10 protein-coding genes are annotated in these 14178 nt (G+C 71.8%); 3 read left to right on the top strand and 7 right to left on the bottom strand.

Features of this window, described 5'->3' with window-relative positions; all coding sequences use genetic code 11:
• Window positions 1-275 precede the first annotated feature (275 nt).
• Entirely contained in the window at window positions 276-599 is a 324-nt protein-coding gene (locus tag ACYQ02_RS06720) for a hypothetical protein (protein ID WP_242823239.1), read from the bottom strand.
• A gap of 18 nt (window positions 600-617) precedes the next feature.
• On the opposite strand from ACYQ02_RS06720, the gene ACYQ02_RS06715 reads away from it, so the two are divergent.
• Window positions 618-2552, top strand: a complete 1935-nt coding sequence (locus tag ACYQ02_RS06715) for a heavy metal translocating P-type ATPase (RefSeq protein ID WP_460039670.1) — start codon at window positions 618-620, stop codon at window positions 2550-2552.
• A gap of 103 nt (window positions 2553-2655) precedes the next feature.
• On the opposite strand, the gene ACYQ02_RS06710 is transcribed toward ACYQ02_RS06715, so the two are convergent.
• The 4 genes from ACYQ02_RS06710 to ACYQ02_RS06695 all read right to left on the bottom strand — a co-directional run bounded on the left by ACYQ02_RS06710 (window position 2656) and on the right by ACYQ02_RS06695 (window position 8638).
• Window positions 2656-3894, bottom strand: a complete 1239-nt coding sequence (locus tag ACYQ02_RS06710) for a cell wall-binding repeat-containing protein (RefSeq protein WP_460039669.1) — start codon at window positions 3892-3894, stop codon at window positions 2656-2658.
• Window positions 3895-4039: 145 nt separating this feature from the next.
• Window positions 4040-5059, bottom strand: coding sequence for a F510_1955 family glycosylhydrolase (locus ACYQ02_RS06705; protein ID WP_460039668.1), 1020 nt, complete (start codon window positions 5057-5059; stop codon window positions 4040-4042).
• Window positions 5060-5208: 149 nt separating this feature from the next.
• On the bottom strand, window positions 5209-8043 hold the full coding sequence (locus ACYQ02_RS06700; RefSeq protein ID WP_460039667.1) for a heavy metal translocating P-type ATPase: 2835 nt from the start codon (window positions 8041-8043) through the stop codon (window positions 5209-5211).
• 61 nt (window positions 8044-8104) lie between these two features.
• Window positions 8105-8638 carry a metal-sensitive transcriptional regulator gene (locus tag ACYQ02_RS06695; protein WP_460039666.1) on the bottom strand — a complete coding sequence of 178 codons (534 nt, stop codon included), beginning with the start codon at window positions 8636-8638 and terminating at the stop codon, window positions 8105-8107.
• Between the two features lie 307 nt (window positions 8639-8945).
• On the opposite strand from ACYQ02_RS06695, the gene ACYQ02_RS06690 reads away from it, so the two are divergent.
• Together ACYQ02_RS06690 and ACYQ02_RS06685 are read left to right on the top strand one after the other, a co-directional pair.
• On the top strand, window positions 8946-9149 hold the full coding sequence (locus ACYQ02_RS06690; RefSeq protein ID WP_006903539.1) for a heavy-metal-associated domain-containing protein: 204 nt from the start codon (window positions 8946-8948) through the stop codon (window positions 9147-9149).
• Between the two features lie 286 nt (window positions 9150-9435).
• The gene (locus ACYQ02_RS06685) at window positions 9436-9678 is read left to right on the top strand and encodes a zinc ribbon domain-containing protein (protein WP_460039665.1); all 243 of its coding nucleotides are present in this window, start codon (window positions 9436-9438) and stop codon (window positions 9676-9678) included.
• A 12-nt stretch (window positions 9679-9690) separates the two neighbouring features.
• Here the strand turns inward: ACYQ02_RS06685 and ACYQ02_RS06680 are convergent, their stop codons facing one another.
• Both ACYQ02_RS06680 and ACYQ02_RS06675 read right to left on the bottom strand, forming a co-directional pair.
• Complete coding sequence (locus tag ACYQ02_RS06680; RefSeq protein WP_006903541.1) at window positions 9691-10356, bottom strand: TlpA family protein disulfide reductase; 666 nt, start codon at window positions 10354-10356, stop codon at window positions 9691-9693.
• A gap of 213 nt (window positions 10357-10569) precedes the next feature.
• Window positions 10570-14145 carry a DEAD/DEAH box helicase gene (locus tag ACYQ02_RS06675; RefSeq protein WP_460039664.1) on the bottom strand — a complete coding sequence of 1192 codons (3576 nt, stop codon included), beginning with the start codon at window positions 14143-14145 and terminating at the stop codon, window positions 10570-10572.
• Window positions 14146-14178 lie beyond the last annotated feature (33 nt).

The following is a 14178-nucleotide window of genomic DNA, read 5'->3' as shown; positions in this document are numbered from 1 at the left end:
CCCCGCCATGCTCGATCAACGCCCGGTGCGGCCCCGTATCCCGGGTGCGGGAGGACGGGGCTTTCCTTCGCCGCTCCTCCTCGATCGGCGTCGGAAGGCCGCGCTACAGCGGCCGGTGCCCCACGGCCGACCGCCGCGGGGTCGGCGTGGGATGGCCGGCTCTCGTCTTGCTTCCCCACTCGTCGGATGGTAAGTTATTCATGGCTGTGATACCCCGTAGGGGTATCGTGTCGTCGACAGCCGTCATCCCCCAGGTGGCCGGGCCGGTCATAGGGTCATAGGAGGTCGTCGATGACATGGATGAATCGAGCCCACACCGCCATCGCGGTGAGCACGCCCCGCACGATCCGGTGCACTCCCATCCACCCCATCACCCGCATCACCACCATCACCACCCTTCCCATCCTGCGGCGAAGAGTGTTTCGCCGGAGGACAAGCCTTCCCGGAGCGACGGTGGTCGATCTCCACTTCAAAGGGCCGTCTCTGCATCCGAAGCCCAAGGGCTTGAGAAAGGTGTCCACGGCCGTGACCTCCGCGACGCGCAAAGTGTAGACCATCATCACGGTGCCCATGACCACCACGGCGCCCACGACAAGCACGCGGGTCACAGCCCGGAGATGTTCCGGGACCGGTTCTGGGTCTGTCTTGCTCTCACCGTGCCGATCCTCTACTTCGCACCCCTCACCCAGGAATGGCTGGGCTACCGGGCGGTCCAACTTCCCGGGGCGGAATGGGTCCAAGCCCTCCTGGCCACTGCCATTTACGTGTACGGCGGACTGGTGTTCATCAAAGGCGCGGCTCACGAGCTGCGGGCGCGCGCCCCGGGCATGATGACCCTCATCTCGCTGGCCATCACGGTGGCCTTCGTCTACAGCGTGGCGGTGACCTTTGGCTTCAAGGGGATGCCGCTGTACTGGGAGCTGGCCACACTGGTGACCATCATGCTGCTCGGCCACTGGATCGAGATGTCGTCGGTCCAGGGAGCCAGCCGGGCGCTGGAGCACCTGGCGGCGCTGGTACCCTCCCGGGCCCACAAGCTGGAAGGCGGTACGGTGACCGACGTGCCGGTGGAACAGCTGAAGGAAGGGGATCGCATTCTGATCCGGCCCGGCGAGCAGGTACCGGTGGACGGTGTGGTCGAGGAAGGCAGCTCCAGTGTCAACGAGGCGTTCCTGACCGGGGAATCGCGGCCGGTTCCCAAGGAACCGGGCGACGAGGTGGTCGCCGGGTCGGTCAACGGCGAAGGCGCCCTGACGGTCCGGGTCACGCGCACCGGCGACGACACGACCCTGAGCCAGATCCAGCGCCTGGTGCGGGAAGCCCAGGCGTCCCGCAGCCGCTTTCAGAACCTGGCCGACCGGGCGGCGGGCTGGTTGACCTACATCGCCATCGGCGCCGGCGCCCTGACCTTCCTGGCCTGGTGGGCGTCCGGGGAGCCCCTGGACTTCGCGCTGACGCGGGCGGTGGCCGTGCTGGTCATCGCCTGCCCCCACGCCCTCGGATTGGCGATTCCGCTGGTGACGGTCAACGCCACGTCGATGGCGGCGCGCGCGGGCATCCTCGTGCGGAACCGGGAAGCTTTCGAGCGGGCACGGGACCTGAAGATCGTCGCCTTCGACAAGACGGGCACGCTGACGGAAGGCAAGTTCGGCGTGCGCGGCATCTACACAGCCGGCTTGCCGGAAGAGGAAGCCTTGCGCATCGGCGCGGCGCTGGAACGGCGTTCTGAGCACCCCCTCGCCCGGGCGGTGGTCGAACTGGCGGACCAGCGGAATCTGCAAGTCCCGGCGGTGGAGGACTTCCGGGTGGTCGCCGGCAAGGGGGTGGTCGGTTCGGTGGGCGGGAAGGTCTATCGAATCGGTCGCCCCGAGTGGATCGCCGAGCTCGGGCTGGAACTGCCCGTCGCATTGCGCCGGGGTCTGGATGAAGCGGAAGCTCGCGGCGAGAGCGTCATCGCCCTGATGGACGAGCAGGGCGCACTGGCCTTGTTCGCCCTGGCCGACAAAGTGCGGGGGCGGGCCCGGGAGGCCGTGCACAGGCTGCGGCAGATGGGCATCCAGGTCGTGATGATCACCGGCGACGCGGAGGCGGTGGCCCGCTCGGTCGCCTCGGAACTGGGGATCCAGCGGTACCACGCCCGGGTATTGCCGGAAGAAAAGGCGAAGATCGTTCGCCAGCTCAAGCAGGAAGGTCCGACGGCCTTTGTGGGCGACGGCATCAACGATGCCCCGGCGCTGCTGGAAGCCGATCTGGGCGTGGCCATCGGAGCCGGTACCAACGTCGCCATCGAGTCGGCGGACCTGGTCCTGATCGAAGACGATCCGCTGGACGTGGCGGGTGCGCTGCAAGTATCGCGAGCCACCTACCGGAAGATGGTCCAGAACCTGTTCTGGGCGACCGGGTACAACACCGTCGCCCTGCCACTGGCGGCAGGCGCCGGCGCCGCGTGGGGACTCCTGCTCTCACCGGCCATGGGCGCGGTGTTCATGAGCCTGTCGACGGTCGCGGTGGCGGTCAACGCGATGCTGCTGCGGCGACTGCGGCTCGAGTGAGCGGCGGGAGAGCGGGCTGAGCAAGGGGAGAGGCATGGGCCGCCGGCGGCGGGCGCCATGCCTCTCCTTGGCGGACGGGCCGGCCTGATGCGGCCGGCCTGCTTCATTCGATGACCGTGCGGAGGAGCACCTCCAGCTCGAATTGGACCCGGCAGGCCACCTCGCCGGGCGGGCCGACGATGTAGCCGTGCATGAACGGAGGGGCGGGCTCCGTGTGGCGAGGGTTGACGCTCAGGATATAGGTGCGGACCACGTCGGGGACCTGCCCGCGTTCAACCAGCAGCAGCGGCGCGTGGGAGGCGAGGTGCGAGAAAAGGTTGCCGGCGATGGCGGACTGCCAGGCGTCGACGGCGGAGAAACGGAAGAAGTGACCCGCGGGTTCGGTTTTGCCCCAGCCGAAGTCGCCCGCCGGGCTGAGGAAGCGGGACAGTTCCACGGAGATGGCGAAGGGTGACGCCCCGCTGATCCGGTGGACCAGACCGGTCGTCAGACCTCGGATGGCTCGCTCCACTTCTCGAGATACGGTCCGCTCGCTGCCCACGATGTAGACGTTGGGATTGCGGGCGAGGGCGATGACCCGTGCCGTGGCCAGGGGTAGCGTGTCACGGCGCGTCAACAGGATGGGCTGACCCGTGTGGGCCGACCACGCCGCCGCCGCCAGCCCCTCGGCGAACTCTTCGCCGGATACGACGACGACGGTCCTGCCTACACCGACGAATTGCGCCACCTGGGCGGCCGTCTCGAAGACGTTGCGGCCTCGCAGGCGCAGGGACCGGAAGCCGAGCCGCCGGACCTGGTGCTCGACGGCGTGCGACAAGTCGCCGACCAGGAACACCTGGACGGGACCCTGGTGCGTGCCTTCCGCCGGACCGGGGGCGGGCGCCGGCCCGGGTTCCGGCAGGGGACCGGAGTCCGTCCCCTCCGCAACCATACCCGCCGGTGTTCCGGCCTGTTCCGCCGCACCGGGCGCCGTGCCGTGCCCTGGCTGCGCGCCCACACCCGGAGGGCGCAGCCGGAGGAGCTCGTCGCGGACGAGCGGGTCCAGTTCGTCAGGGAGGGTCAGCAGAATCGGCCCGTTGCGCGGGTGATGCATCAGAGGGGACGCGACCAGGGCGTCCTGAAAGTGGTCCTCGTCGCCGCGTGCCAGGATGGCGACACCGGGACGAAGTTCGGGGACGGACGGATCGGGGAACGCCGTCTGCGACGCGGCCACGCTGGTCGCGATGGGGTGCCGGCCCGCCACCCGGGTGGTGTGGTGGGTGTCCGCGGCCAGCGGTAGGCAGGGGGGCGCCGTGGCATGCCCGAGGTGACCCTTTTGCGCCGCCACGTCCGGCATGGGCATCGCACACCGCTCCTTTCGCCACAGGTCTGCCAGGGATCGTTGGCGATAACAGGTGGGGCCACGCGGGACGTGGCCCACCTGTCCGCAACCTATGGCCTGAGCGCAAGAAGGGTGCGATGGGAGCCGATATTGGGCGCGTGACGCGTCATTCCGGTGCCCAGACCCTCTCCCACGTTCCGCCGCCGTCGGTGCTGCGCCAGAGACTGCCCGTCATGGAGATGGCGTAGAGGCCCTGCGGCTGGCTGGGATGAACCGCCAGAGCGGCCAGGGGATCGTTGGGATCGGCCAGCAGGCCGGCACCGCCCCCCGGCGCCGCCGGTTGCCAGGTGCGCCCGCCGTCGTCGGAACGCAGCAGGCCGGTGGACAGCTCATAGGCCAGAATGGGGGCGGGCCCGGCGTCCGGGTTTCCGCCCGTTCCGGCGTCCGAGTTGCCGCCCGTTCCGGTGCCGGTTCCGGCTCCCGTCCCACGGTCCGTTCCGGGAACGAAGGCCGCCGCCGTCACCACCCCGTTCCGCAGCGGTTCCCACGTTCGCCCGCCGTCCGTGCTCAGGAGCAGCCCGTTCTCCCCGGCTGCCAGCAGCGTTGCGGGATCGGTCGGATGGGCCACCAGCTGCAGCGGACCCAGACCCCGGGGCCCGGCCAGGTCCGGAGCGGGGGTGCGGGTCCACGTCCGCCCACCGTCCTCGCTGCGGTAGAACTGGCCGTCGCCGTAGAAGTAGCCGTAGATCAGCCCGGAGCGGGCGGGGCTGGCCACCATGGCGTGGAAGTCGACGACGCCCTCCAGGCTGAGGGGCTCCCAGGTCCGCCCGCCGTCGGCGCTGCGGGCCAGCCCCAGGGGGTTGGCCAGGTCGAGCCCCGGTCCCGGATGGCCGCTGGCATAGAGGGTCCCGTCGGGAGCGGCCGAAAAGCCCATGAGGTCGACCACCGGCCCCACGCGCCCGCGCCAGCGGCCGGGTTCCTCCCAGACCAGTAGACCGTCATGGGTGGCGACCCAGAGCCTGCCGGGATCCCGGGGGTCGAAGGTCATGCCGTGGACATGGCGGATGGCGGGGGAGGAAGCGGCCCTGCTCCAGGCCAGCACCCCGGCGGTCACCAGGACGGCCAGAACCGCCACCATCCACGCAATCCGCAGCCCCCGGGCGCGGCCGGCGCCCGTGCGGGACAAGCGCCGTCCCCGCGGCCGGCGCCCTGCCTGGCGGGCGGAAGCTACCTGGCGTGAGGCCTCCTGCTCCGGCGCTCCTCGACCCGGTTGCCTCTGGCGCCGGGGGCCCTGGTTCCCCGAACCGCCCTGGCGCTTCATGCTACCGTGCGGGCTCATGCTGGGCGGCCCCTTTCCTGGCGGCGGAAGCGCCGCATGGGATCGAAACGCTTGAGCAGGGTGGAGTTGGTCGTCACCGAGACGGAGCTCAGGGCCATGGCCGCGCCGGCCAGCACCGGGCTGAGATAGCCGAGGGCGGCCACCGGAATGCCCAGGGTGTTGTAGATCAGTGCCCAGAACAGGTTCTGCCGGATCTTGGCCAGGGTGGCGCGGCTGAGGTCGATGGCGGCGGCCAGGGTGCGCAGGTCGCCCCGCATCAGGGTGACGTCGGCCGCCTCGATGGCCACGTCGGTCCCCGTGCCGATGGCGATGCCCACGTCGGCCGCCGCCAGGGCGGGGGCGTCGTTGATCCCGTCGCCCACCATGGCGACCTTGAGGCCCCGCTCCTGCAGCTCCCGTACCTTGGCGGCCTTGTCGGCCGGCAGCACCTCGGCCAGGACGCGCTCTTCGGGGATCCCCGCCTGCCGGGCCACGGCGCGGGCGGTGCGGGCGTTGTCGCCGGTGATCATCCAGACTTCGAGGCCCATCTCGTGCAAGGCGGCCACCGCCTCGGGGGCCGTCTCCTTGAGGGTGTCGGCCACGGCGATGAGGCCCGCCAGGCGGCCGTCCACCGCCACCAGCATGACCGTCTTGCCCTGTTCCTCCAGGGCGGCCAGCCGGTCCGCCGCGGCGTCCACGGCGACGCCCCGCGCCTCCATCAGCCGCCGGTTGCCCACCATCACGTCGCGGCCGGCCAACCGCGCCTGCACCCCGTGGCCGGGGATGGCCTCGAAGGATTCCGGTTCGTCCAGGTCGAGGCCGGCTTCCCGGGCCCGCTGCACGATGGCGGCGGCCAGCGGGTGCTCGGAGGCCCGTTCCACCGACGCCACGAGCCGCAACAGGGCCCGCTGGGCGGCATCCAGGTCGGAGGAACCGGCCCCACCGCGGCCGGGGGCTGCGTCACCGCCCGGGGCGGCGTTCCCGCTGGCGCCGGCACCGGTTGGGGCCTCGCCGGCATCCTCGGCCGCATCCTCGACCACGTCGCCGTCAACGCCCGGACCGGCATCCAGCGCCTCCAGCGCCTCCAGCACCACTACGTCCGTCACCGACGGCTTGCCCACGGTGAGCGTTCCCGTCTTGTCCAGCAGGATGGCGTCCAGGGTGGCCGTCGCCTCCAGGTGCTCGCCGCCGCGGAAGAGGATGCCGTTCTCCGCGCCGCGCCCCGTCCCCACCATCACTGCCGTCGGCGTGGCGAGGCCCAGCGCGCACGGGCAGGCGATGACCAGCACCGCCGTGGCCGCCAGCAGCGCCCGGGTGAGGTCGCCCGTCGCCACCAGCCACCCCACAAAGGTCACGCCGGCCAGCGCCATCACCGCCGGGACGAAGACGTTGGACACCCGGTCGGCAAAGGCCTGGATGGGCGCTTTGGAGGCCTGGGCCTCCTCCACGATGCGCACGATCTGGGCCAGGGCCGTGTCCCGCCCGACCTTGGTGGCGCGGAACTTGAAGGTGCCCGTGGTGTTGACGGTGGCGCCGATCACCTCGTCGCCGGGGCCCTTCTCCACGGGCAGGCTCTCGCCCGTGAGCATCGACTCGTCCACCGCGGAGCGGCCTTCCAGCACCACCCCGTCCACGGGGATCTTCTCGCCGGGCCGCACCACCACCACGTCGCCGACGGCCACCTCCTCCACGGGGACGTCCACCTCGCGCCCGTCGCGGATCACGCGGGCCGTCCGCGCCTGCAGGCCGAGGAGCTTCTTGATGGCCGCCGACGTGCGCCCCTTGGCCACGGCCTCGAGGTACTTGCCCAGCGCCACCAGGGTGATGAGGATGGCGCTGATCTCGAAGTACAGCCCCGTGATGCCCAGGCCCGGCCAGAGCAGGGCCACGACGCTGTACGCGTAGGCCGCCGTGGTGCCCAGGGCCACCAGCACCGACATGTTGGCGTTCCGGTTCTTCAGGTTGAAGTAGCTGTCACGGTAGAAGATCCAGCCCACGTAGAACTGCACGGGCGTGGCCAGGGCCAGCTGCAGCCATCCGTTCTGAAGAAGGTCGAACACCGGCCCGTGCCACGTGAAGAAGTGGGCGGCCATGGCTACCAGCAGCGGCAGCGACAGCACGGCCCCCAGGACGAACCGGTTCCACCACCCGCGGATCTCGCGCTGGCGCGCCGCCTCGGCCTCGTCGCCGGCCTCGCCGACTGGCTCCGCCTCGTAGCCGGCGTCGCGGACGGCGCCCACCAGGTCGGCCACCGAGGCCGTGCCGGGGAGCAGGCGCACGGTGCCGGTGCCTGTGGCCAGGTTCACCGCGGCTTCGGCCACACCGGGGACGCGGCGCAGGGCCCGTTCCACCCGGTTGACGCAGGCCGCGCAGGTCATGCCGCTGATGGCCAGGCGCACCTGCTGCAGGGGCACATCGTAGCCCAGGTCACGCACCCGCGCCGCCATGTCGGTCACCGTCACCCGGCTGGGGTCGAACCGGACCCGCGCCCGGGCCAGCGCCAGGTTGACGGCGGCGTCGGCGACGCCGTCCATCTTCTTCAGCCCCCGCTCGATGCGGTTGGCGCAGGCGGCGCAGGTCATGCCCTCGATGGGCAGGGTGACCTCGGCCGTGGAGGCGGAGGGTGTCGCGGCGCTTGCACCGTCGGCGCTGGCACGCGGGTTCCGGGCGCCGTCCACCGTGCCGTTGCCCACCGTGCCGTTGCCGGGACCGGTGGGGCCGCCGGTACCGTGGCCGGTGTGGTGGCTGACGCCGTCGCCGGTTCGGTCGCCGGTGCCGGTACCCGGGCCGGGGCGAGGCGTGGGGCCGGTCCCGGCGCCGGCGCGCTGGTGAAGCAAGCTGGTATCGGCCATGGGGGAACCTCCTTACAGGCTGTCTTGCTGTGAACAGGCCAGCGGGCTGAAGACGGCGTGGCTACGGGGTCCGGAGCAGCCGCTGTACTACCGCCATGACCTCGTCGATGGCGGCGTCGCCGTCGCCGCTGCGCACGGCCTCCTGGACGCAGTGGTGGGTGTGCTGCTCGAGGAGCTGCAGGGCGACGGCGTCCAGGGCGGCCCGTACCGCCGCCACCTGGACCAGCACGTCCACGCAGTAGCGCTCCTCTTCCACCATGCGCTGCAGGCCGCGGACCTGGCCCTCGATGCGGCGGAGGCGGTCCAGCAGCTTCTTGCGGTCGGCGTAGGGCGTCATCCGGCGCTGCCGGTTCCCGCCCGCCTGCACCCCGCCCGCGCCGTCGTCGCCCCTTCCGGCGGCGTCCGTTCCACTCCCGCCGGCGGCACCGGTCGCGTTCCGTCCGGTGCCGCCGGTGCCGGGTTCATCGGGACCGCGATCATCGTGGAGCCCGGCCTGCACCACGGGATGGCAGTGTTCACGGATAGGATGACCGGCTGCCCCCGCGGGTTGCCGGCGTGCGTCTTCGGTCGCCACACTCTCGTTTCGGCCGGTCAAGTGGTTCCCTCCCGTTGGTTCCGCGGTGCGCCTTCGACGTGGACTCACGCGACGTTCGCCACGATCATACCCCCATGGGGTATATCGAGTCAACGGTGGGTGCAAACATTGGCCCAGGCTGGTGGCGATAGGTGGGTTTGACAGGGCAGGAGACCCTGGTCTACCATGAATGCAGAATACCCCTACGGGGTATGTTCCGCTTGGAGCCGCTCCGTCAGGGGAGTCGTCCCCTGGGGCTATCCTAAACGCCGGGGGCATCCGGTCGGGCCCTGCAGGGCCTGCCGGTCGCATGCAAGGAGGGGATCCCATGGCGACGCGGGTCTACCAGGTCAAGGGCATGTCCTGCGACCACTGCAAGTCGGCGGTCAAGAAGGCGATCTCCGGGATTGCGGGCGTGAAGGATGTGGAGGTCGACCTGGCCACCGGCCGTGTGACGGTGACCTACGAGGGCGACCTGGACGACACCCGGGTTCGGGAGGCCGTCGAGGACGCCGGCTACGAGGTGGCGTAACACCTCAAGGCGCTTGGAACCAGAGCGCCGGAGTTGGTGCGCAGGCGCCCCTACGGGCGACCCGCCAGGCTTGGCGGTCCGATGTGGCCCGGCGGCGACCGGCATCCAGCATGGGTCATGCGGATGCCGGTGCCCCGGGCCGTTTTCTATCCCTTCGTCGATCCATTCGCCATCCGGTGGACGTTACAGGAGGCCGCGCACCCCGGGCCGAATCCTTGCCCTGATGACGACCCGATGGCGACGCGACCCGGTCGGGATCCTGCCCGAAGCGAAGGAGGCGGTGCCGGTGGACGTGGCGGCGTCGATCCAGGAGCGGTTCAAGTGCAGCAAGTGCGGCAACGACCAGGCACGGGTCAAGGAATTGGCCATGACCGGTACGGGGCTCAGCAAGCTCTTCGACATCCAGCACAACCACTACCTTTTTGTCTCGTGCCTCCACTGCGGTTACACCGAGGTATACGACCCCCGCATCCTGGGCGGCAAGCGCGGCACCCTTTCGACAATCCTGGACGGCCTGTTCGGCGGGTGACGCGCCCGCCGCTCACCCGGCCGGCGGCGGGTTGCTCGAACGGCTCGCCGCGGCCGTCTCCCGGTAGAAGCGCTCCATGTCTTCCAGGGTCATGGGGCCGCGCCAGTGAATCCGCACGATCCCTTGCTCGTCGATCCAGAAGGTCTCCGGGTACCCCGTGACCCGATACTGGCGGTAAACGGTCTTGTCCCGGTCCAGCAGCACGGGGTAGGTGGCGCCGAACTCCGCCAGGAAGGCGCGCACGGTGTCCACGGGTTCGGCGACGTTGATGGCGTAGAAGGCCACCCGGTCGCCGTACTGCTGGTAGAAGGCCTTGAGGGCCGGCGTCTCTTCGCGGCACGGAATGCACCAGGAGGCCCAGAAGTTGAGGACCACCACCCGGCCGCGCAGGTCGGAGAGCCGCACCGGCGGGCCGTCCAGCTGGGGCAGGGTGAAGTCGGGCGCAGGCTTGCCCGGTGCCGGTGCCGAGGCCAGGATGTGCCCCATGGACCGGACCCCCACCAGGAAGGCGGCGGCCAGCACCAGGGCCACGGCCAGGGCGATGCGCCGCCGACGCCGCCGGACGTCAGGCGGCACCGGGAAGGCATCCGAACCGGGTTCGCCCGTCCTCGACGCGGCCGGGGATGCCGCTGCGGCCGCCGCTTCTGCCTGGTGGATTCCGTCATCGCGCTTGCTCATGCCGCCGGGCTCCCTCCCTCGCACGCTGCGGGCCGGTTCTTCCCGTCGTCCCCGCCGTGAGCCGGCGCGTCCGGCCGCGCCGGCAGAGCCGGTCCGTCCGGCTGGGCGTACCACCGTCCGGTTCTTCCGGGTCCGTGGGCGGGGACGTGCCGATCCCACCGCTCCCGTCCCGCGCCCGTCCTGTCCCACCATGCCGGAACGGCCCGCCGGAAATCAATCCGGCGCCAGCAGGAACTCCAGGTCTTCGCGGGTCAGGTCCTTGCCCAGTTGGCCGTCGCCCGCCAGCAGGGCGCCGGCCAGCGCCCGCTTCTGCTCCTGGAGCTGCAGGATCTTCTCCTCCACCGTGCCCCGGGTGATCAGCTTGTAGCTGAACACCGGCCGGTCCTGGCCGATGCGGTGGGCACGGCCCGTAGCCTGTTCCTCCGCGGCCGGGTTCCACCACGGGTCGTAGTGGATCACGTAGGAGGCGGCGGTCAGGTTGAGGCCGGTGCCGCCGGCCTTGAGGCTGATGAGGAAGACCGGCACGTCGCCTTCCTGGAACCGCCGCACCCGCTCCTCGCGGTTGCGGACCCGCCCGTCCAGGCGCTCCCAGCCCAGCCCCAGCCGGTCCAGCTCCCGCTGCAGGATGTCCAGCATGCTGGTGAACTGGCTGAAGACCAGCACCTTGCCGCCGCCGCCGGCCACATGATGGACCAGCTCCCGGAAGGCTTCCAGCTTGGCGGAGCCCGCGTTGCGGCAGCCCGGAAGGTCCAGCAGCGCCGGGTGGCAGCAGGCCTGCCGGAGGCGCAGCAGGGCTTCCAGGATGGTCATGCGGCTGCGGGCGATGCCCGCCCGGTCGACCTCGGCCAGGACGCGGGCGCGGTAGGCGGCCAGCAGCTCGCGGTAGAGCTTTCGCTGGGCGGGCAGCATCTCGCAGTACTGCACCACCTCGGTGCGGGGCGGCAGGTCGCGGGCCACCTCGTCCTTGACCCGGCGCAGGATGAAGGGGAAGACCCGGCGCCGGAGCTCCGCCACCCGCGGGTCGGGGCGACCGTCCACCGGGGCCGGCTCCGCGGCAGCCCCCGCGTACCGGCGCACGAAGGCCTCCTGCCGGCCCAGGTACCCCGGCATCAGGATCTCGAACAGGGCCCACAGGTCCAGGACGTGGTTCTCCACGGGCGTTCCGGTCAGGGCCAGCCGGTGGCGGGCGCGAAGCCGCCGCAGGGCCTGCCAGGTCTGGGTGTCCGGGTTCTTCACGTGCTGGGCCTCGTCGAGGATCAGGTAGTGGTAGTCGCGCGCTTCCAGGTGCGCGATGTCCCGCCAGATCAGGGGGTAGGTGGTGATCAGCAGGTCGTATTCCCCGGCCTGGCGGAACAGGGGCGCCCGCCGCGGTCCCGTCAAAGCCAGCACCCGCAAGTTGGGCGCGAACCGCCGGGCTTCCTCGATCCAGTTGAAGACCAGCGAGGTGGGCACCACCACCAGGCTGGGTGCCGCGGCCCGGCCGGCCTCCTTCTCCGCCAAGAGCAGGGCCAGGACCTGGACGGTCTTGCCGAGCCCCATGTCGTCGGCCAGGATGCCGTGCAGGCCGTGGTCACGCAAAAAGCACAGCCAGTGGTAACCCCGGACCTGGTACGGCCGCAGCCGCGCCTTGAGATCCCGGGGCAGCGGCATCTCGGGGATGCCCTCGAAGCCGTCCAGCAGCCGGGCCAGGTGGCGGAAGCCCTCGTCCGCCTCGCGGCGGTCGGCGGCCTCCAGCAGGTGGGCGGCTACGCCGAATGCCCAGCGGCTGAGGCGCAGCGGTTCCTCCCCGGACGAACGCGGCTCGCCGCCCGCCCCCCGGCGCCGCCGGTGATGGCGGGCGTGCTCGGCCAGGACGCCCAGCCGCTGCAGCCACGCCTCGGGCAGGCGCGCCATGACCCCCGAATCCAGACGCACGTACCGGGAGTGCCGCTGCAGCGCGTCGAGCAGCGCCTCCCAACCGGCCGCGCCCTCCGGGGATGCCAAGGTCACGTCCAGATCCAGCCAGTCGATGCCGGTGGCGATCCGGACCTGGGATCGCAGGGGGCTGCGGCTCACCCGGAAGCGGACCAGCCGTTCCTGCCCCCGGACCTCCCAGCGCTCGGCCAGGCGAGGCAGCGTCTCGGCCAGGAAGTCGAGGGCCTGGTCGCCGAAGAGCAGGGCCCGGCCGTCGGGCCCGGGCGGGGCGTTGACGGCCGCCATGGCGGCGGCGAACTCGTCCCACGCCGCGCGCTCCAGGTCAGGGCGGCGGCGGTACCAGACCCGGACGCCTCCCGGCACCAGGGCCGGCTCGTCGTCGCCGGCGTGGATCGAGGGCTCGCCGTCGCCGTAGGCAAAGGCCAGCTCGACCACCAGGGCGCCTTCCTGCTCGGACAGCAGGATCACGGGGCGGGGCGCCCCGTCGCGGATCTGCTGCTGCAAGACGCCCGGCAGCTGGATCCGCGCCCGCCGCTGGAGCCGGGGCAGGTACCGGCCGATGAAGTCGGGCACCTCGGCGGCCGGGACGGTCACCGGCCGGGCGCCCACGGCCAGGTGGAGGGCCACGTCGCCAGCGGTGAGCACGGGCCGCAGGACCGGCCCCCATTGGACCCACAGGTAGCGCTCGCCCGGGATGCCGACGCTGCCGGCGGGCGGCGACCACGGCCGACCGTCGCCGGTGAACCAGCGGGTGGTGAGGGTCAGATCGTCCCCCGCAGGGACGGCGACGACCTCGACCCGGTAGGGCTCGTGCTCGATGCGCAACGGCTCGCGCCCGTCCCCGGCGAACACGAAGGGCAACCGGCCGAGGAGCTCCAGGCAGAGGTCGACCATCCCGGGCGGGATCTCGTAGAGGGGGTCGTAGGTGGCGGCCCCCGGCCGTCCCGGGTGGGGGACGGGATGCTCCAGCATCCGGAAGAGCAGGCGGTGCAGGGGCCCGGCCGGCGAGGGCAGCCACGGCGACAGGGGGTCGAAGTGCAGCGGCCGCTCCTTGCCAAGCCCCTGCTTGCCCCAGCGGGCGCGGTGGATGGCGATCCGCAGGCCGTCGGGGTAGAAATAGAGGCGGACCACCACCTGGTCGGTCCCGGGCTGCGGCCCGGCACCGGGGTGGCCGTCACGGCCGGACTGCGGGCCGCGGCCGGCCGGAGCATCCGACCCCGCCCGCTCGAGCCACCGGTCCACCTCGGCACGCCACCCGGCGGAACCGGGCCGGCCGGCCGGCGCCGAGCCCGCTGGCGGTGCCGATGCCGGCGGTCCAGGCGGGGGAGACGATGCGGGCGCAGGCGCCGATCCGCCAGAGGGTACGGCTCGGTCCGGTCCGCCGGGGGCCGGGACCCGGTCCCGTCCGCTTGCGGCCACGGATCGGGCCGGCCCGCCCGAACCCATGGCGCGGTCCGGGCCGCCTGCCGGTTCCCCAGGCCGGGTCCCAGGCGGCGGGGGCGCCCCGTCACCCGCCGCGGCGGCGGTGGGCCCGGTGGTCCCGGGGTCGTCCGGCAGGTCTTCCCCTGCCTCGAACCGGTCCATGAAACGGAGGATGGCCGCCACCACGTGCTTGCAGGGCCACCCCTCATACGGGCACGAGCAGGTCGCCTGCCAGCAGTCGGAGGTGGGGTCCCACCAGACGGCGACCCGGTACGGCTCGCGGGCGGTTCCTTCGACCTGCGCCCGGAGCGCCAGCCCCGGCCCCCACGCCAGGTCCAGCACGCGCCCGTCGTCGGCGTAGTCGCGACCCCGCCAGAAGATCCGCTCGGGTGCGGCCTCGAGGACCTCCCCCAGCGACTCGAGGACTTCGTCGAAGGAAGGGTTGCGCGTCACCGGCTCCCGCCGCAGGGGATGCTCACCTCTCCT

Source organism: Thermaerobacter litoralis (genome assembly GCF_054654595.1).
This window is presented reverse-complemented; position numbering and strand designations above follow the sequence as displayed.